This window comes from Mycobacterium persicum (assembly GCF_002086675.1).
Classification (GTDB): Bacteria; Actinomycetota; Actinomycetes; order Mycobacteriales; family Mycobacteriaceae; genus Mycobacterium; species Mycobacterium persicum.
Map to the genome: position 1 here is coordinate 72,542 of NZ_MVIF01000011.1, position 18,720 is coordinate 91,261.

Consider the following 18,720-nt stretch of genomic DNA (forward strand, 5'->3'; position numbering starts at 1 on the left):
GTTGCCGGGCCAGCGGTAGGCTGAATGATGTGCCCCTGCCCACAGATCCGAGTCCTACATTGTCGGCCTATGCCCATCCCGAACGGCTCGTGACCGCCGATTGGCTGTCCGCCCACCTGGGCGCGCCCGGCCTGGCGATCGTCGAATCCGACGAGGATGTCCTGCTTTACGACGTCGGCCATATTCCGGGTGCGGTCAAGGTCGATTGGCACACCGACCTCAACGACCCGACGGTGCGCGACTACATCGACGGCCAGCAGTTCGCCGCTTTGATGGACCGCAAGGGCATTGCCCGCGACGACACCGTGGTGATCTACGGCGACAAAAGCAATTGGTGGGCGGCCTACGCGCTGTGGGTTTTCACCCTGTTCGGCCACCCCGATGTGCGCCTGCTCAACGGTGGACGTGACCTTTGGCTCGCCGAGCGCCGCGACACCACCCTGGAGGTGCCGGACAAGACGTCGACCGGCTACCCCGTGGTGCAGCGCAACGACGGCCCCATCCGCGCATTCAAGGACGACGTGCTGGACATCCTGGGCAATCAGCCGCTGATCGACGTGCGTTCGCCCGACGAGTACACCGGCAAACGCACCCACATGCCCGAGTACCCCGAGGAAGGCGTGCTCCGCGGCGGCCACATTCCCACCGCCCGGTCGATTCCGTGGAGTAAGGCGGTCGACGAGAGTGGACGGTTCCGCAGCCGCGAGGAGCTGGAAGAGCTCTACGGGTTCTTGAGCCCGGACGACAAGACCGTCGTCTATTGCCGCATCGGCGAGCGGTCCAGTCATACCTGGTTCGTGCTCACGCATTTGCTCGGCAAGCCCGGCGTCCGCAACTACGACGGGTCGTGGACCGAATGGGGCAACACCGTGCGCGTGCCGATCGTCGCGGGCGAAGAGCCGGGAGCCGTGCCGCAGCGATGAGTCTGCCCGCGCCGTTGGCCGAGGTGGTGTCCGACTTCGCCGAAGTCCAGGGCCAGGACAAGCTGAAGCTGCTGTTGGAATTCGCCGACGAACTCCCGGCACTGCCCGTCGACCTCGAGGAACAGGCCATGGAGCCCGTGCCCGAATGCCAGTCCCCGCTGTTCCTGCATGTCGACGCGAGCAATCCGCAGCGGGTGCGGCTACACTTCAGCGCGCCGGCCGAAGCGCCGACCACCCGCGGATTCGCCTCCATCCTGGCTGCCGGGCTGGACGGGCAACCGGCGGCCGACATCCTGGCGGTGCCCGAGGATTTCTACGCCGAACTGGGTTTGGCCGCTCTGATCAGCCCACTTCGACTGCGCGGCATGGCGGCGATGCTCGCCCGGATCAAGCGCCGACTGCGCGAAACGGTTTGAATCGGGGAACCGCGTGACCGGCTCCACGGCGCGGCGCATAAACTTCCCCGAACAAGACTTGTAAGAAAATCTCTTAAAGACGTTCAGCCCTACAGGAGGCGCAGTGGCCAGTCACGCCAGCTCCAGGATCACTAAAGTTCTGGTCGCCAACCGCGGCGAGATCGCAGTCCGGGTGATTCGGGCGGCCCGGGATGCCGGCCTGGCCAGCGTGGCCGTCTACGCCGAACCCGACGCAGACGCCCCGCACGTACGGCTGGCCGACGAGGCGTTCGCCTTGGGCGGTCAAACCTCGGCCGAGTCCTACCTGGACTTCGAAAAGCTGCTCGATGCGGCGGCAAAGTCCGGTGCCAATGCCATCCATCCCGGCTACGGCTTCCTGTCGGAAAACGCCCACTTCGCCCAGGCCGTGATCGACGCCGGCCTGATCTGGATCGGGCCCAGCCCGCAGTCCATCCGCGACCTCGGCGACAAGGTCACCGCCCGTCACATCGCCGCCCGCGCCCAGGCGCCGCTGGTGCCCGGCACCCCGGACCCGGTCAAAGACGCCAACGAGGTGATCGCCTTCGCCAACGAATACGGACTGCCGATCGCGATCAAGGCCGCTCACGGCGGCGGCGGCAAGGGCATGAAGGTGGCCCGCACCATCGACGAAATCCCCGAACTGTACGAGTCGGCCGTGCGGGAAGCCACGGCCGCGTTCGGCCGCGGCGAGTGCTTCGTCGAGCGTTACCTGGACAAGCCGCGCCACGTCGAGGCCCAGGTGATCGCCGACCAGCACGGCAACGTGGTGGTCGCCGGGACCCGCGACTGCTCACTGCAGCGCCGCTACCAGAAGCTGGTCGAGGAGGCACCGGCGCCGTTCCTGACCGACGCGCAGCGCAAGGAGATCCACGAATCGGCCAAGCGGATCTGCAAAGAGGCCCACTACTACGGCGCCGGAACCGTCGAATACCTGGTCGGCCAGGACGGCCTGATCTCCTTCCTGGAAGTCAACACCCGCCTTCAGGTCGAGCATCCGGTCACCGAGGAAACCGCCGGCATCGACTTGGTGCTACAGCAGTTCAAGATCGCCAACGGCGACAAGCTCGACATCACCGAGGACCCCACCCCGCGCGGGCACGCCATCGAGTTCCGGATTAACGGCGAGGACGCCGGGCGCGGCTTTTTGCCCGCACCCGGCCCGGTGACCAAGTTCCACCCGCCCAGCGGCCCGGGCGTGCGGCTGGACTCCGGCGTGGAAACCGGCTCGGTGATCGGCGGCCAGTTCGACTCGATGCTGGCCAAGCTGATCGTCCACGGCGCCGACCGCGCCGAGGCGCTGGCGCGTGCCCGCCGGGCGCTGGCCGAATTCGAAGTCGAGGGTCTGGCGACGGTCATCCCCTTCCACCGGGCGGTGGTGTCCGACCCGGCGTTCATCGGCGACGAGCACGGATTCTCGGTGCACACCCGCTGGATCGAGACCGAGTGGAACAACACCGTCGAACCCTTCACCGGCGGCGAGCCGAGCGACGAAGAGGACGCCCGGCCGCGGCAGAAGGTGGTCGTCGAGGTCGACGGCCGCCGGGTCGAGGTGTCACTGCCTGCCGATCTCGCACTGTCCGGCGGTGGCGGGTGCGACCCGGTCGGTGTTATCCGGCGCAAGCCCAAGCCGCGCAAGCGTGGCGCCCACAGCGGTGCGGCTGCCTCCGGCGACGCTGTGACCGCGCCCATGCAGGGGACCGTGGTGAAGGTCGCGGTCGAAGAAGGTCAGGAAGTGGTGACGGGCGATCTGGTGGTTGTCCTGGAGGCGATGAAGATGGAGAACCCGGTCACCGCGCACAAGGACGGCGTCATCACCGGATTGGCGGTCGAAGCCGGGGCCGCAATCACCCAGGGCACGGTGCTCGCCGAGATCAGGTAGCCGCTCACCGCGCCAACCCCGCCTGACCAGCGATTCTCTGAGTCGGATCGGAGAACGTTGTCGCCCCGGCACCCGCCGGGTAGCCTCAAAACAGGTTGAGTTCACAGCCGCCCGGAGCTACGTCCTGTCAGTGCGTCAGGGTCGCGAGGGAGGCAAATTCCCTGCTTAAGCGGCGCAGCGCACACTCGACGTGGTCGACACCAAAGAATGTTCGATGGATGGAGTCCACGATTGTCTGTGATCCAATCCTGGCAGAAATGCGGAACCGCTGACTTCACCGCCAGCTATGGTTCGTCGTCCGGCGTGGTCACCGTAGAAGGTGAGCTCGACGCCGCCAACGCCGACCATCTCGCCGGATACGTCCAGCAATGCGTGAAGTACTGCCGGTGGCTGACCCTGGACCTACGGCGTCTGGAATTTATTGGGACTGCCGGGTTTTCCGCTCTTCACCGAATCAACGTGGTCTGCTCGGCGGCCGACACCCAGTGGGCGATGGTGCCGAGCCGGGCCGTGTCGCGGTTACTGGAGATTTGCGATCCCGACGGCGCGCTGCCGGTGATGGAGCCGGTGAACCGGGTGAACGGCGCCCCCGACGGCGACCTGCGCCTACTCGAGCTGGTCGCGGAGCCGCGCTAGCGACTTGGCCAGCAGCCGGGACACGTGCATCTGGGAGATGCCGACCCGCTCGGCGATCTGGGTCTGCGTCATCGATTCGAAAAACCTGAGGATCAACACCGTTCGCTCGCGCTCGGGCAGCGCCTCGAGCAGCGGGCGCAGCGACTCGCGATCTTCGATTCGGTCCAGGCCGGCATCCATGTCGCCGAGGGTGTCCGCGATGGCGCGGGCGTCGTCGTCTTCGTTACCACCACCGCTGTCGATGGACAGCGTGTTGTAAGAGCTGCCCGCCACCAGCCCCTCGACCACCTCGCCGCGGTCCATCCCGAGTTCGGCGGCGAGTTCGGTGGCGGTGGGCGCCCTGCCGAGCCGCTGCGACAACTCGGCGGTGGCGGTGCCCAACCGCAGGTGCAGTTCCTTCAGCCGGCGAGGAACCTTGACTGACCAGCTGTTGTCCCGGAAGTGCCGCCTGACTTCCCCCATGATGGTGGGCACGGCGAACGAGACGAAGTCCGACCCGGTCTCGACATCGAAGCGGACTACCGCGTTGACCAGTCCGACCCGGGCGACCTGAATCAGGTCGTCGCGGGGTTCGCCGCGTCCCTCGAACCGCCGGGCGATGTGATCGGCCAGCGGCAGGCAGCGCTCCACGATCTTGTCGCGGTGGCGCTGGAAATCCGGTGAGTCGGGGTCAAAACCGGCCAACTCACGAAACATCTCCGGGACATCGGCGTATTCGTTCGGCCGTGAAGCAGAACCGCCGGCAGCACGCGGCGTCACCTGCCAGAGGCCGCCCGTCGGGCCGTCAACACAATGCCGAACACACTGCCGGCGGCGTCAGGCATGCGGCCGTCGTGGAAAGTCTGGACGTCGTCGGCCAGCGACGTCAGGACATGCCAGCTGAAGCTGCCCGGCGCCACTACGTCGTGGGTGTCGCACATCGCGGACGCCTCCACCACGAGTTCGTCGTCGCGCGGGTCGACCACCAGCGTCAAGGTCGCGTTCGGTGTGGCGGAACGGATCAGCCGGGTACACACTTCGTCGACCGCCAGTCTCAGGTCGGCGACCGCGTCGAAATCCAAGTCCTCGAAGGTGCCGATGGCGCCGACCAGGGTGCGCAGGATCGCCAAATTCTCCAAGCGCGCAGCAACCTTCAGCTCGACGGCGCGCTCGCCGCGTTGGTGCCTGTTGGGACGCGCATCGGCATCGCTCATGTGGCCTCCCGGCAATTTTTGACCGACACTACTACTACTGATTTGGGTCCCGAGTTGACTGTCGATTTCGGTCCCTTTCCGATCGCCTCCCGGAGGCCCGTTTTGGGCCGCGCGTTCTAACCGGTTGGTCATGGCCGCCACCGGGTATTCAACCAGCCATGGACGAGGCGGACGGGACCGACACAATCCGGACGCGCCGGCTCCGGCGCGTCGCCGTGATCGCCGTGATCACCTTGGTGGTTTTCATCGCGGTCGCAGCAGCAATCTATGTCGGTGCCTTCGTGATTCTGTCCCCGATGATGGGGTGACAGCGCCGACGCGGCAAAGCCAGTACTCGTCATGGTTCACACCTGATACCCCGTCGACGCCACCGGTAAAACAAAACCGTCGCCCGGTTTTGTGGCGCGGCGCCAACCGGCACTGGAAGCCGCTAGCTGGCCAGCCGTTGGCGCGGTACCTCCGGGTGTTCGGCATACCACCGCTCGGCGATTCGGCGCACCCGCCGGTGCTCCACGGCCAGCCACACCAGCCCGGCCACCGTGACCACGAGCGCCGCGACACCGGCGACCATGCCCTGGGAGTGATGCCCGGTGCCGAAGGCGGCAAGAGACCCGACACCGCCGATAACCCCGGCCACCACCAGCAGGTACCCGGGCCAGTGCAGCACGTCGATCAGTGACTCGCCGGCCAGCGGCCGCGTCGTATGCAGGTGGTCGACGGGGTCGCGGTAGGTGTCCCCCATGGCTCCTCCTCGTTCTCACTCGTCAGCGGCCGGACTCGCGGGACACGATGGCGGGGTCAGAGCCAACTAACCGCCAGTGCCGGGCCGGCGATGGGAGGCACGCCCATGGACACGGCCACCACCATCAGCGTCAACAAGAACCATCCGGCACCGTGCCATCCCCACCAGGTACCGCGGGCTCGCCACACCTGATAGGTGCGGATGAAGGCCCAGATGCCACCGGCCAACAGAATCAGCGGGCCGCCGAAGGCCAGCAGGGTCCGCTCCGGCGGGCCACAGGCCACCGTGTCCACGGCCGCGCCGCCGCACGTGCTGACCCACAAGGCCGCCATGATGACAAACCCCGCACCAGCGCCGGCGGCCAGGACTGCGAACCGGATGGCGGCGCGAACCTCGGCGTCGTCTTGTCCTAGTCGGTCACCGGGTGACCGTTCGCGTGTCTTCTGCATCCTGAAAACCCCAATCCCGCGTTCGCGGAGTACAACGTTTCCATACCCCGCGCTCAGCCCAGGCAAACGGTGCGACCAGGTCCGACCAGGTCCGACTACGTCACAGCCGTCAATGCGGCACGTACACCGGCGATCGCGGCATCGATCTCGGCGCGCGTGACGGTCAAGGCCGGACGGAAACGCACCCCGTCGTCACCGGCCGGCAGCACGATCACCGCGCGTTGCCACAACTGGCGGATCACGTCGTCACGGTCCGCGGTGGTCGGCAGGCTGAAGGCACACATCAGCCCCCGCCCGCGCGGATCCAGTACCAGGCCCGGGAACTCCTGGGCAAGCTCGTCGAGCCGGGCGCGCAGGTGTCGGCCCTGCCGGGCCGCATGTTCGAAGAGTCCGTCGTTTTCGATCACCTCCAGGATGCGGCGGGCCCGCACCATGTCGACCAGGCTTCCGCCCCACGTCGAGTTGAGCCGCGACTTGACCGCGAACACGTTGTCGGTGACCTCGTCGACGCGGCGGCCTGCCATCACCCCACAGACCTGCGTCTTCTTGCCGAAGGCCACGACATCGGGCGCCACGGCCAATTGCTGGTAAGCCCAAGGGGTTCCGGTGATTCCACAGCCGGTCTGCACCTCGTCAAATATCAGCAGCGCGTCGTGTTCGTCACACAACTGCCGCATCGCCGCGAAGAACTCGGCCCGGAAGTGGCGGTCGCCGCCTTCTCCCTGGATCGGCTCGGCGATGAAACAGGCGATGTCGTGGGGGTGCACCTCGAATGCCGCGCGGGCCTGCCGCAGCGCCTCGGCCTCCAGCGCAGCCATGGCCGACTCGGTTAACCCCGGCCGGATATGGGGCGCGTCGATGCGCGGCCAGTCGAATTTCGGGAAGCGGGCCACGGTGACGGGTTTGGTGTTGGTGAGCGACAGGGTGTAGCCGCTGCGGCCGTGAAATGCGCCGCTCAAGTGCAGCACCCGGGTGCCCAGCGCCGGATCGATGCCGCGGGCCTGGTTGTGGCGGCTTTTCCAGTCGAATGCGACCTTGAGGGCGTTCTCCACCGCCAAAGCGCCGCCCTCGACGAAGAACAGATGCGGCAGCGCCGGGTCGCCCAACACCCTGACGAAGGTCTCGACGAAGCGCGCCATCGCCACCGAATACACATCGGAGTTGCTGGGTTTGTTCAACGCGGCCTCGGTGAGTTCGGCGCGGAATTCTTCGTCACCGGCCAGCGCCGGATGGTTCATGCCCAGCGCCGACGAGGCGACGAAGGTGAACATGTCCAGGTAGCGCCGGCCGGTTCGGGCATCGACCAGATAGCAGCCGGCCGACCGGGACAGATCGAGCACCAAGTCGAGGCCGTCGACCAGCATGCTGCGGCCCAGCACCTCGTGGACCTGGTCTGGCGTGACAGGCCGGCGGGTGTGCGCAGACAATCTCACGGCCGCGGTCATATCACCATGCTAGCCGTGATTTTACGGAGCACGATGACATCTATCGGAAAGATTATGGTATGAACTGCCGATCACTGTAAAAAGTATTCAGGATGATGGTGCTTCGAGTGCGCACGTTGGCGGCGGTCCGGATTCGCTGCAGTAGGTCCTCCAATGCCCGGGCGGACTCGACGCGCACCAGCAGGACGTAACTCTCCTCGCCGGCCACGGAATGACACGCTTCGATTTCGTCGATGTGTTCCAGCCGGGCGGGCGCATCATCGGGTTGGGAAGGGTCCAAAGGAGTGATGGCCACGAACGCTGACAGCAGGTGCCCGACGGCCTCCGGGTTGACCCGCGCCGTATACCCGGTCACCACGCCGCGCGACTCCAGCCGGCGCACCCGCGACTGGACAGCCGAGACCGACAGACCGGCACTGGCGGCCAGCTCCGCGAGGGTGGCCCGCCCGTCGGCGACCAGCTCGCGCACCAGGATCCGGTCGATGTCGTCGAGCCTGTCAGCCATGGCCGGAGACTATCGCAGCGGCGGCACCCGATGACTCCGGTCACGAGGCTGGCCACCTGGCAACTGCGGGCCCGCTTCGCCGCCGGTCTGTCGGCCAGGTATGCCGCCGAAGTGCCCGCCTACACCACGCTCGTGACGGTGAGTACGCAGGTCAACGCCGACTACGCGGCGCGCCACGGCGACGCCGAACGGTTGGGCTCGCTGCGGCGGGTCACCGCCGAACGGCATGGCGCCATCCGGGTGGGCACCCCGGCCGAGCTCGCCGCCGTCGCCGACATGTTCGCCGCGTTCGGCATGGAACCGGTCGGCTGTTACGACCTGCGCTCGGCGCGGTCGCCGATTCCCGTGGTGTCCACCGCGTTTCGCCCGATCGACGCAGATGAACTGGCGCGCAACCCGTTTCGGGTGTTCACGTCGATGCTGGCCACCGGCGACAGCCGGTTCTTCGATGCCGGGCTGCGCAACCGTGTGCAGAACTTCCTGGCGCGGCGGCAGTTGTTCGATCCCGCGCTGCTGGCCCGGGCGCGGGTGATCGCGGCCGACGGCGGCTGCGACGCCGCAGAAGCGCAGGTTTTCGTCGCGGGCGCGGTGGCCGCATTCGCGCTGTCGCGAGAACCGATCGACAAGTCCTGGTACGACGAGCTGTCCCGGGTGTCGGCGGTGGCCGCCGACATCGCCGGGATCGGCAGCACCCACATCAATCACCTGACGCCGCGGGTGCTGGACATCGACGAGCTGTACCGCCGGATGAGCGGGCGCGGGATCGCCATGATCGACACCATTCAGGGTCCGCCGCGTACCGGCGGACCCGCCGTGTTGTTGCGGCAGACCTCTTTTCGCGCGCTGGCCGAACCGCGGCTGTTTCGCGGTGCCGACGGCCGTATCACCGAGGGCAGCCTGCGGGTGCGCTTCGGTGAAGTCGAGGCGCGCGGTGTCGCCCTCACCCCGCGCGGGCGTCAGCGCTACGACACCGCGATGGCACATGCCGACCCGGCCGCCGTGTGGGGGGACTACTTCCCGGCCACCGATGCGGAGCTGGCCGCGCAGGGTCTGGCCTACTACCGTGGCGGCGACCCGTCGGCGCCCATCGTCTACGAGGACTTCCTGCCGGCCTCGGCGGCCGGAATCTTCCGCTCCAATCTGGACGGCGACGGCAGCGCCGGCAGGGACGTCGGCGATGATTCCGGCTACGACGCGCAGTGGTTGGCCGGGGCCATCGGACGCGATATCCACGACCCCTACGCACGCTATGAAGCACAGGCCAAGGAGGCTGTCGCATGACCAGCACCAGCGAGCTACGCGACCGGGTCCTGGGGGCTTTCGACGCGATCGGGGTGACCGCCGGCCTGGGCGAGCCGGGCGGGCACGGGATGCCGGTCAGCACGCCGATCACCGGCGAGTCATTGTTCACGCTCGCCTACACCACGCCCGAGCAAGCCGATCGCACGATCGCCGAAGCGGTGCAGGCGTTTTCGACCTGGCGCGGCACGCCCGCGCCGGTGCGCGGCGCGCTGGTGTCCCGGCTCGGGGAGTTGCTCACCGCGCACCGGCACGACCTCGCCACGGTGGTGACGGTCGAAGTAGGCAAGATCACCGCCGAGGCGCTGGGCGAAGTCCAGGAGATGATCGACATCTGCCAGTTCGCGGTCGGCCTGTCGCGCCAGCTCTACGGGCGCACCATCGCCTCGGAGCGCCCGCGGCACCGGCTGATGGAGACCTGGCATCCGCTGGGCGTGGTCGGGGTGATCACCGCGTTCAACTTCCCGGTCGCGGTGTGGGCGTGGAACACCGCGGTGGCGCTGGTGTGCGGGGACACCGTGGTCTGGAAACCCTCGGAGCTGACCCCGCTGACTGCGCTGGCCTGTCAGGCATTGCTGACCCGGGCCGCCGCCGACGTCGGCGCCCCGCCCTCGGTGAGCGGCGTGCTGTTGGGCGAGGCGGATCTGGGAGAACTGCTCGTCGACGACCCGCGCGTCGCGCTGGTGTCGGCGACCGGTTCGGTGCGGATGGGCCGGCAGGTCGGTCCCCGCGTCGCCGCCCGCTTCGGCCGGGTGCTGCTGGAGCTGGGCGGCAACAATGCGGCCATCGTGGCGCCGTCGGCCGATCTGGAGCTGGCGGTGCGAGGCATCGTGTTCGCCGCCGCCGGCACCGCCGGCCAGCGCTGCACCAGCCTGCGCCGGCTGATCGTGCACCGCTCGATAGCCGACGACGTGGTGACCCGGGTCACCGCCGCCTTCCGCAACCTGCCCGTCGGCGACCCGTCGGCGCCGGCCACGCTGATCGGCCCGCTCATCCACGAGACCGCCTACCGCGATATGGTGGGCGCGCTGGAGCAGGCGCGTGCCGATGGCGGTGAGGTTATGGGCGGCGAGCGGCACCAGGACGAGCACCCGAGCGCCTACTACGTTGCGCCCGCGGTGGTCCGGATGCCGTCGCAGACGGCCATCGTGGCGACCGAGACGTTCGCGCCGATTCTCTACGTGTTGATCTACGACCAGCTCGACGACGCTATCGCGCTCAATAATGCTGTGCCGCAAGGTCTTTCGTCGGCAATCTTCACCAATGACCTGCGCGAGGCGCAGCGCTTCCTCGACGAATCCGACTGTGGAATCGCCAACGTGAACATCGGTACCTCGGGTGCGGAGATCGGCGGCGCCTTCGGCGGCGAAAAGCAAACCGGCGGCGGGCGCGAGTCCGGTTCGGACGCCTGGAAGGCCTACATGCGCCGCGCCACCAACACGATCAACTACTCCCCCGAGCTGCCGTTGGCCCAGAGCGTGCGGTTCGGCTAAGAATCAGGTCTAGCGGAGCCGGTAGTCGACATGAGTAATATCGTCCCCATGGCGACAGCCAGGAGGCGGTTATCCCCTGAGGACCGACGCGCCGAACTGCTGGCCCTGGGGGCGGAAGTTTTCGGAAAGCGACCTTACGACGAGGTCCGCATCGACGAGATCGCGGAGCGCGCCGGGGTGTCGCGCGCGCTGATGTATCACTACTTCCCCGACAAGCGGGCGTTCTTCGCCGCCGTCGTCAAGGACGAGGCGGACCGGCTGTACGCGGCCACCAACAAACCGCCCGCCCCGGGCCTGACGATGTTCGAAGAGATCCGCACCGGCGTGCTGGCCTATATGGCCTATCACCAGCAGAACCCGGAAGCAGCCTGGGCGGCCTATGTCGGCCTGGGCCGATCGGACCCGGTGCTGCTGGGCATCGACGACGAAGCCAAGAACCGCCAGATGGAACACATCATGACCCGCATCGGCGAGGTCGTCAGCGGCATCCCGGGCACCAGCGCGCTGGAGCCGGAGGTCGAGCGCGACTTGCGGGTGATCATCTTCGGCTGGATCGCGTTCACCTTCGAAATCTGCCGGCAGCGGATCATCGACCCCACCACCGACGCCGAACGCCTTGCCGACGCCTGTGCACATACCCTGCTGGACGCGATAGCACGGGTGCCACAGATCCCGGAGGAACTGGCCCATGCGATGGCGACCGCGCGCGACTTGCCGCAACGGTGAGTTGTCGGTAGTCGTTGGCACGATGGTCAGGTGAGTTCTGACCCGCTAGGCCGATTCAGCGCGATCACCCGCGACTGGTTCGCCAGCACTTTCGCCGCGCCCACCGCCGCGCAGGCCAGTGCCTGGGCCGCCATCGCCGCCGGTGACAACACCTTAGTCATAGCTCCGACCGGCTCCGGCAAGACGTTGGCCGCCTTCCTGTGGGCGCTCGACAGCCTGGCCGCCGCGCCGGGTCGGCCGGCCGGAACCCGCGTCCTCTACATCTCGCCGCTCAAGGCGCTCGGGGTCGACGTCGAGCGCAACCTGCGCACCCCGCTGGCGGGGCTGACCCGGCTGGCGGAGCGCCGGGGTCTACCCGCGCCCGGCATCAGCGTCGGGGTCCGCTCCGGCGACACCCCGCCCGCGGCACGCCGGCAGCTCATCGCGCGGCCACCCGACGTGCTGATCACCACGCCGGAGTCGCTGTTCTTGATGTTGACCTCGGCCGCCCGCGAGACGCTGGCCAACGTCGAGACCGTCATCGTCGACGAGATCCACGCCATCGCGGCCACCAAGCGGGGCGCTCATCTGGCGCTGTCGCTGGAGCGCCTCGACGACTTGGCGGACTTGACGCCGGGGCCGGGCGGGAGGCGCCGCGCGCAACGCATCGGCCTGTCGGCGACGGTGCGTCCGCCCGAGGAACTCGCCCGGTTCTTGTCCGGACAGTCGCCGACCACCATCGTCGCTCCGCCCGCGGCCAAGACCCTGGAGCTGTCCGTGCAGGTGCCGGTGCCCGACATGGCCAACCTGGCGAACAACTCGATCTGGCCCGATGTCGAGGCCCGGCTGGTCGACCTGATCGAAGCCCACAATTCGACCATCGTGTTCGCCAACTCGCGACGGCTGGCCGAACGACTCACCGCGCGGCTCAACGAAATTCACGCCGAACGCTGCGGCGTCGAGCTCGGTGCCACGCCTGATCAGAAAACCAACCCGCAGGTGGCCGGCGGCGCCCCCGCCCACATCATGGCAAGCGGCCAGAGCTTCGGCGCCCCGCTGATGTTGGCGCGCGCCCATCACGGATCGGTCAGCAAGGAGCAGCGCGCCCTGGTCGAGGAGGACCTCAAACGCGGGCTGCTCAAGGCGGTGGTGGCGACGTCGAGCCTGGAGCTGGGCATCGACATGGGTGCGGTCGATCTGGTGATCCAGGTGGAGGCGCCGCCGTCGGTGGCCAGCGGCCTGCAACGCATCGGGCGGGCCGGCCATCAGGTTGGTGAGATCTCGCGTGGCGTGCTGTTTCCCAAGCACCGCACCGACCTGCTCGGCTGTGCGGTGAGCGTGCACCGCATGCTGGCCGGCCAGATCGAGACCATGCGGGTGCCGGCCAATCCGCTGGACATCCTGGCCCAGCACACGGTGGCGGCGGCCGCGCTGGAGCCGCTCAACGCCGACCGCTGGTTTGACACCGTGCGCCGCAGCGCCCCGTTCGCGACCCTGCCGCGCAGCGCGTTCGAGGCCACCCTGGATCTGCTGTCCGGCAAGTACCCGTCCACCGAGTTCGCCGAGCTGCGGCCGCGGTTGGTCTACGACCGGGATACCGGCATGCTGACCGCGCGTCCGGGCGCGCAGCGACTCGCCGTCACCTCCGGCGGCGCCATCCCCGACCGCGGGCTGTTCACCGTGTGGCTGGCCACCGAAAAGCCTTCGCGGGTAGGCGAACTCGACGAGGAGATGGTTTACGAGTCGCGCCCCGGCGATGTCATCTCGCTGGGGGCCAGCAGCTGGCGGATCACCGAGATCACCCACGATCGGGTGCTGGTGATCCCCGCGCCGGGCCAGCCGGCGCGGTTGCCGTTCTGGCGTGGCGACGACGTCGGCCGCTCGGCCGAGCTGGGCGCCGCGCTGGGCAAACTGACCGGCCAGCTGGCCCGCCTGGATCGCGAGGCGTTCGGCAAGCGTTGTGCCGCTTTGGGTTTCGACGACTACGCCACCGACAACCTGTGGGGCCTGCTGGCTGAGCAGCGCGCCGCCACCCGGATGGTGCCCACCGACACCTCCCTGCTGGTCGAGCGGTTCCGCGACGAGCTGGGCGATTGGCGGGTGATCCTGCACTCCCCCTACGGGCTGCGGGTGCACGGACCGCTGGCGCTGGCGGTGGGCCGGCGGCTGCGGGAGCGCTACGACATCGACGAGAAGCCCACCGCCTCCGACGACGGCATCGTGGTACGGCTGCCCGATTCTGGGGACGCCCCGGCGGGGGCCGAACTTTTCGTCTTCGACGCCGAGGAGATCGACGCCCTCGTCACCGCCGAGGTGGGCGAGTCGGCACTGTTCGCCTCCCGGTTCCGGGAGTCGGCGGCGCGGGCTTTGCTGCTACCCCGTCGCCACCCCGGCCGCCGCTCGCCGTTGTGGCACCAGCGCCAGCGCGCCGCCCAGTTGCTGGAGGTGGCCCGCAAATATCCCGACTTCCCGATCGTGCTGGAAACCGTCCGCGAGTGCCTGCAAGACGTCTACGACGTCGCGACTTTGACCAGCTTGATGGCCGATATCGCCCAGCGCCGGGTGCGGATCGCCGAGGCCGACACCGCGACACCCTCCCCGTTCGCCGCCTCACTGCTGTTCGGTTACGTCGGTGCGTTCATCTACGAGGGCGATGTCCCGCTGGCCGAGCGCCGCGCGGCGGCGCTGTCACTGGACAGCACGCTGCTGGCCGAGCTGCTGGGCCGCGTCGAGTTGCGTGAGCTGCTGGACCCGGAAGTCATCGCCGCGACCGGTCGCCAGTTGCAGCACCTGACGGCCGACCGGGCGGCCCGCGACGCCGAAGGCGTGGCGGACCTGCTGCGGCTGCTGGGTCCGCTCACCGAGGCCGAAGTCGCCGCACGCGCGGGCACGCCCGACGTCGGGGGCTGGCTGGAGGGGCTGCGCGCGGCCCGTCGCGCCCTGACGGTGGCCTTCGCCGGGCGCAACTGGTGGGTGGCCGTCGAAGACATCGGCCGGCTGCGTGACGGCGTCGGCGCGGCGGTTCCGGTGGGGCTGCCGACCGCGTTCACCGAAGAAGTAGCCGACCCACTGGGCGAGCTGCTGGGCCGCTACGCGCGCACCCATACGCCGTTCACCACCGCCGAGGCCGCGGCCCGGTTCGGCCTGGGCCTGCGGGTGGCCGCCGACGTGCTGGGTCGGCTGGCCGGTGACGGCCGGCTGGTACGCGGCGACTTCGTCGCCGCGGCGGCGCCGGGCGGCGCCGGGGCCGAGCAATGGTGCGACGCCGAGGTGCTGCGCATCCTGCGGCGCCGGTCGCTGGCCGCGCTGCGGGCCCAGGTCGAGCCGGTCAGCACCGCGGCCTACGGCCGCTTCCTGCCGGAGTGGCACCAAGTGGGCGCCACCGACGCGGGCGGCGTCGACCGGCTGGCGGCGGTGATCGATCAGCTTGCCGGCGTGCGGATTCCGGCTTCGGCGCTGGAGCCACTGGTGCTGGCCCCGCGAGTCCGCGACTACTCCCCGGCGATGCTCGACGAGCTGCTCGCCAGCGGCGAGGTCACCTGGTCGGGCGCCGGGTCGATCTCGGCCAGCGACGGCTGGATCAGCTTGCATCTCGCCGATTCCGCGCCCTTGACGCTGGCATTGCCTGCCAACCAGCCCGCCGAGATCGAGTTGACCGATGCCCATCGGGCAATCCTGGACACGCTGGCCGGCGGCGGCGCGTACTTCTTCCGCCAGCTCACCGGAAACGGACCTGCCGAGACCGACCTCAAAGCCGCGCTGTGGGAACTGATCTGGGCCGGCTGGGTCACCGGCGACACGTTCGCGCCGGTGCGCGCGGTCCTCGGCGGCGGCCCGGGCGCCCGTAAGCGGTCCGCCCCCGCCCACCGCGGACACCGCCCGCCGCGGCTGAGCCGATACAGCGTCGCGCACGCCCAGGCGCGCGCCGCCGATCCCACGGTGGCGGGGCGATGGTCGGCGCTGCCGCCCCCCGAGCCGGACTCCACGCTGCGGGCCCACTATCACGCCGAGCTGCTGTTGAACCGCCACGGCGTGTTGACCAAGGGCGCGGCGGCCGCCGAAGCTGTGCCGGGCGGGTTCGCCACCCTGTACAAGGTGTTGAGCGCATTCGAGGAGGCCGGCCGCTGCCAGCGCGGCTACTTCGTCGAGTCGTTGGGCGGCGCTCAGTTCGCCGTGGCATCCACCGTGGACCGGCTGCGCAGCTACCTCGACGGGATCGACCCGCAGCGGCCGGAGTACCGAGCTGTCGTGCTGGCCGCCACCGACCCGGCCAATCCCTACGGCGCCGCACTGCCGTGGCCTATCGCCGAACGTGAGGGCGCGGCCCGGCCGGGCCGCAAGGCCGGGGCACTGGTCGTGCTGGTGGACGGCGAGCTGACCTGGTTCCTCGAGCGCGGCGGCCGCACCCTACTGACCTTCACCGACGACCCGGGTTCCAGCCACGCGGCGGCCATCGCGGTGGCCGATCTGGTGGCGGCCCGCCGGGTCGCGTCGATCCTGGTGGAACGCGTCGACGGGATACCGGCCCTACAGCCTGGCGGGCCGGGCTCGGTGACCGACGCCTTGACCGATGCTGGCTTCGCACGCACCCCTCGCGGCTTGCGGCTGAGGTGAGCCGATGCCCGAGGGTGACACCGTTTGGCATACCGCGGCAGTGCTGCGGCACCAGCTGGCCGGCCGGACGCTGACCCGCTGCGACATCCGGGTGCCGCGGTTTGCCACCGTCGACCTCAGCGGGCACATGGTCGACGAGGTGCTCAGTCGGGGTAAGCATCTGTTCATCAGAGTCGGCGGGGTCAGCATTCACTCCCACTTGAAGATGGACGGCAGCTGGCGAGTTGCCGAGCGCCCGGTGCGGGTGGATCATCGGGCGCGAATCATCTTGGAGGCAGGCAATATTCGGGCGGTCGGTGTCGACCTGGGTGTGCTGGAGCTGCTGGACCGGGACAACGACGGCGCCGTCGTCGCCCATCTGGGACCCGACCTGTTGGGCGAGGATTGGGATGCCGCGGTTGCGGCCGCCAACCTGGTCGCCGATCCGGACCGGCCCATCGCCGAGGCGCTGCTCGATCAGCGGGTACTGGCCGGGATCGGCAATGTCTATTGCAACGAGCTGTGTTTCGTCAGCGGGCATCGGCCGACGGCGCCGGTCAGCGCCATCGCCGATCCGCGGCGCCTCGCCGCCCGTGCGCGAGAGATGCTGTGGGCCAACCGTTTCCGCTGGAGTCGCTGCACCACCGGCGACACCCGGGCCGGTCGGCGGCTGTGGGTCTACGGACGGGCCGGTGAACCCTGCCGGCGCTGCGGAACCCGCATCGAATACCTGCACGCCGGTGGCAACGCCCGGCGAGTCCAGTTCTGGTGCCCGAGCTGCCAGCACTGACCTAATCCCTTCCGCGCCAAAAGAACTGCACCGTGGCTTGTGACCGGTCGAAAGCGCGTCGTGGCCCGGACGGTCGCCTGGGCAGATATTGGGTGCTGCCCGGCGGCCAGCACCCACCGCGGGCAGGCCCAGCGGCTACCCGCAGCCTTAGGGGTAGAAGGGGTTGAGAACCGGCGGGATGATTTGGTTGCCGGTCACACCGGTGAGCCTGACCCAGATCTGAGCGGGGATGTTGAGCGACTGGTAGAAGGCGGCGCCGAGCCATGAGACCGGTAGCTGTAAGAAGCTGGGCACCGCGTCGACGATGTTTTGTATCGGGGAGTACACGAAGTAAGGAATCGTGGCCGCGACCGTGCGCGACCCCAGACTCAGGTCGGTCGCGATATCCGGATACCCCTGTCCGGCGAAATCGGCGCTGAGCACACTGAACAGGTTGGGGCCGGGATTAACGTAAGTGCCGTCGAAGACGGTGGACGTCAGGGGCGCACCTTGCATATACGGCAGCGGCGGAATGCCGAATTGGTCCATGATCGTCGGCGTCGTGCTGACGATTTGCCAGGAGTTGTTGATATACCCGTCTCTCACATCATTGAAGGCCTGATCGAAGATCAGGAATGTCGCTGTCTCACGGGGTGATTGGAAGCCATGAGTGAGGCTGAAGTTTTGGGGTCCGATTTCACCATGGTCGGTGACCACCAGCGTGGAGAATTGCTCGGTGGGGTGCATCTGTTCCCAGTCGGCTACCGCTCCCAACAGGCCTGAACCGCCCATACTCGTAGGAAGTTGCCGACCGAGGTTGTAGTCCATGTTCCGAATGGCCTCTTGGTACTGCGGCGAATCACCGCCATACATGTGCGCGTTTTCATCGACCCCTACGAAGTAGGAGAAGATGAGATTGCCCTTGTTTGGATCGGCGGCCAGAATCGCGGTCTGGGACTTCTGGCCGACCAGGTTCTGCGTCGCTATCCAGTTCGTGTCGCCCGCGATCTGCGGGACGAATTCGATGTGGTCGGCCGGGTGCGAGCCGGCGCCGGCGATGTCGGTGATGACGGGCCAGTTGGCGATGACCGTGGTGTTGACCTGATCGCCCCAGGTGCCCTCGAGTTGGTTGTACACCGTCGACCAGGTGTCGTACGTCCACGCGGTGTAGACATTGTTGGTCACACCGGCAGTCTCGCTCCACACACCGGTCTGGATGGTGGTCCACGACGGGTTGGAGATGCTGGTGTGCCCGACGATCGTCGACGCGGAGGTGACGCTTTGCGTCATCAGCGCGTGGAAGTTCGGGGTGCCGCCGGGGTCGGCCAGGATCGCGGCCAGGTTGGTGCCGTCCGTGCCGATCAACAGGAAATTCGCGTCCGGCGCCATCGAAAGCAGAGCAAGGGCCTGTTGTTGAGACACCGTCAGCACCGCTGGATGCTCCCCGACGCTGCCGGTGGCTCCCGGGGCACCAAACAGGGACAACGCTCTTCCGCCCAACCCGCCGGTCCCGGCTGCGATGGATCCTATGCCGAGCCCGCCGGTACCGCCGGCCCCGCCGTTACCCAGCAGCCAGCCGCCCGTGCCGCCGGCGCCGCCGGCCGCGCCTCCGATACCGCCGGTGCCGCCGACGCCACCGTTACCGATCAACC

17 protein-coding genes are annotated in these 18,720 nt (G+C 68.4%); 10 read left to right on the plus strand and 7 right to left on the minus strand.

All coding sequences use genetic code 11. The features are described 5' to 3' along the window. Positions 1-29: 29 nt before the first annotated feature. The 4 genes from BST40_RS06130 (at position 30) to BST40_RS06145 (ending at position 3,875) form a co-directional block, all read left to right on the plus strand. On the plus strand, positions 30-923 hold the full coding sequence (locus tag BST40_RS06130; protein WP_083153791.1) for a sulfurtransferase: 894 nt from the start codon (positions 30-32) through the stop codon (positions 921-923). After that, on the plus strand, positions 920-1,339 hold the full coding sequence (locus BST40_RS06135) for a SufE family protein (RefSeq protein ID WP_083153792.1): 420 nt from the start codon (positions 920-922) through the stop codon (positions 1,337-1,339). The genes BST40_RS06130 and BST40_RS06135 overlap by 4 nt, the downstream gene beginning before the upstream one ends. 103 nt (positions 1,340-1,442) lie before the next feature. Continuing rightward, a complete protein-coding gene (locus BST40_RS06140) occupies positions 1,443-3,239 on the plus strand; it encodes an acetyl-CoA carboxylase biotin carboxylase subunit (RefSeq protein ID WP_083153794.1) in 1,797 nt (598 codons plus the stop codon). Between the two features lie 207 nt (positions 3,240-3,446). Then, positions 3,447-3,875 (plus strand): STAS domain-containing protein, encoded by a 429-nt coding sequence (locus BST40_RS06145; RefSeq protein ID WP_075547749.1) that lies wholly within the window; start codon positions 3,447-3,449, stop codon positions 3,873-3,875. Here the strand turns inward: BST40_RS06145 and BST40_RS06150 are convergent. Together BST40_RS06150 and BST40_RS06155 are read right to left on the minus strand one after the other, a co-directional pair. Further along, on the minus strand, positions 3,846-4,634 hold the full coding sequence (locus tag BST40_RS06150; protein WP_023371457.1) for an RNA polymerase sigma factor SigF: 789 nt from the start codon (positions 4,632-4,634) through the stop codon (positions 3,846-3,848). The two genes, BST40_RS06145 and BST40_RS06150, sit on opposite strands and share 30 nt — an antisense overlap. Further along, entirely contained in the window at positions 4,631-5,068 is a 438-nt protein-coding gene (locus BST40_RS06155) for an anti-sigma factor (RefSeq protein WP_075547747.1), read from the minus strand. Before BST40_RS06155 ends, BST40_RS06150 begins: the two co-directional genes overlap by 4 nt. Positions 5,069-5,226: 158 nt before the next feature. Between BST40_RS06155 and BST40_RS30735 the strand changes: the two genes are divergently transcribed. Beyond that, positions 5,227-5,376, plus strand: coding sequence for a hypothetical protein (locus BST40_RS30735; protein WP_162877283.1), 150 nt, complete (start codon positions 5,227-5,229; stop codon positions 5,374-5,376). A gap of 122 nt (positions 5,377-5,498) precedes the next feature. Here BST40_RS30735 and usfY read toward each other — a convergent pair whose 3' ends face one another. The 4 genes from usfY to BST40_RS06175 form a co-directional block, all read right to left on the minus strand. Beyond that, positions 5,499-5,810 (minus strand): protein UsfY, encoded by a 312-nt coding sequence (usfY, locus tag BST40_RS06160; protein ID WP_083153796.1) that lies wholly within the window; start codon positions 5,808-5,810, stop codon positions 5,499-5,501. 56 nt (positions 5,811-5,866) lie between these two features. Further along, positions 5,867-6,259: a hypothetical protein gene (locus BST40_RS06165; RefSeq protein WP_075547745.1), complete on the minus strand. Its 393-nt coding sequence runs from the start codon at positions 6,257-6,259 to the stop codon at positions 5,867-5,869. Between the two features lie 95 nt (positions 6,260-6,354). Beyond that, positions 6,355-7,704, minus strand: a complete 1,350-nt coding sequence (lat, locus tag BST40_RS06170; protein WP_083153797.1) for an L-lysine 6-transaminase — start codon at positions 7,702-7,704, stop codon at positions 6,355-6,357. A 52-nt stretch (positions 7,705-7,756) separates the two neighbouring features. Next, positions 7,757-8,209, minus strand: coding sequence for an Lrp/AsnC family transcriptional regulator (locus BST40_RS06175; protein ID WP_075547743.1), 453 nt, complete (start codon positions 8,207-8,209; stop codon positions 7,757-7,759). 30 nt (positions 8,210-8,239) lie between these two features. On the opposite strand from BST40_RS06175, the gene hglS reads away from it, so the two are divergent. The 5 genes from hglS to nei2 are packed head-to-tail and all read left to right on the plus strand — an operon-like array spanning position 8,240 to position 17,089. After that, a complete protein-coding gene (gene hglS / locus BST40_RS06180; protein ID WP_083153799.1) occupies positions 8,240-9,490 on the plus strand; it encodes a 2-oxoadipate dioxygenase/decarboxylase in 1,251 nt (416 codons plus the stop codon). Next, entirely contained in the window at positions 9,487-11,001 is a 1,515-nt protein-coding gene (gene amaB, locus BST40_RS06185) for an L-piperidine-6-carboxylate dehydrogenase (RefSeq protein ID WP_075547741.1), read from the plus strand. Before hglS ends, amaB begins: the two co-directional genes overlap by 4 nt. A 48-nt stretch (positions 11,002-11,049) precedes the next feature. Then, positions 11,050-11,727, plus strand: a complete 678-nt coding sequence (locus BST40_RS06190) for a TetR/AcrR family transcriptional regulator (RefSeq protein ID WP_075547740.1) — start codon at positions 11,050-11,052, stop codon at positions 11,725-11,727. Between the two features lie 30 nt (positions 11,728-11,757). Then, a complete protein-coding gene (locus BST40_RS06195) occupies positions 11,758-16,320 on the plus strand; it encodes an ATP-dependent helicase (RefSeq protein WP_083153800.1) in 4,563 nt (1,520 codons plus the stop codon). 4 nt (positions 16,321-16,324) lie between these two features. After that, the gene (gene nei2, locus BST40_RS06200) at positions 16,325-17,089 is read left to right on the plus strand and encodes an endonuclease VIII Nei2 (protein ID WP_083153802.1); all 765 of its coding nucleotides are present in this window, start codon (positions 16,325-16,327) and stop codon (positions 17,087-17,089) included. Positions 17,090-17,236: 147 nt separating this feature from the next. Here nei2 and BST40_RS06205 read toward each other — a convergent pair. Beyond that, a partial coding sequence (locus tag BST40_RS06205) for an alkaline phosphatase family protein (protein ID WP_083153803.1) occupies positions 17,237-18,720 on the minus strand: 1,484 nt, incomplete at its 5' end.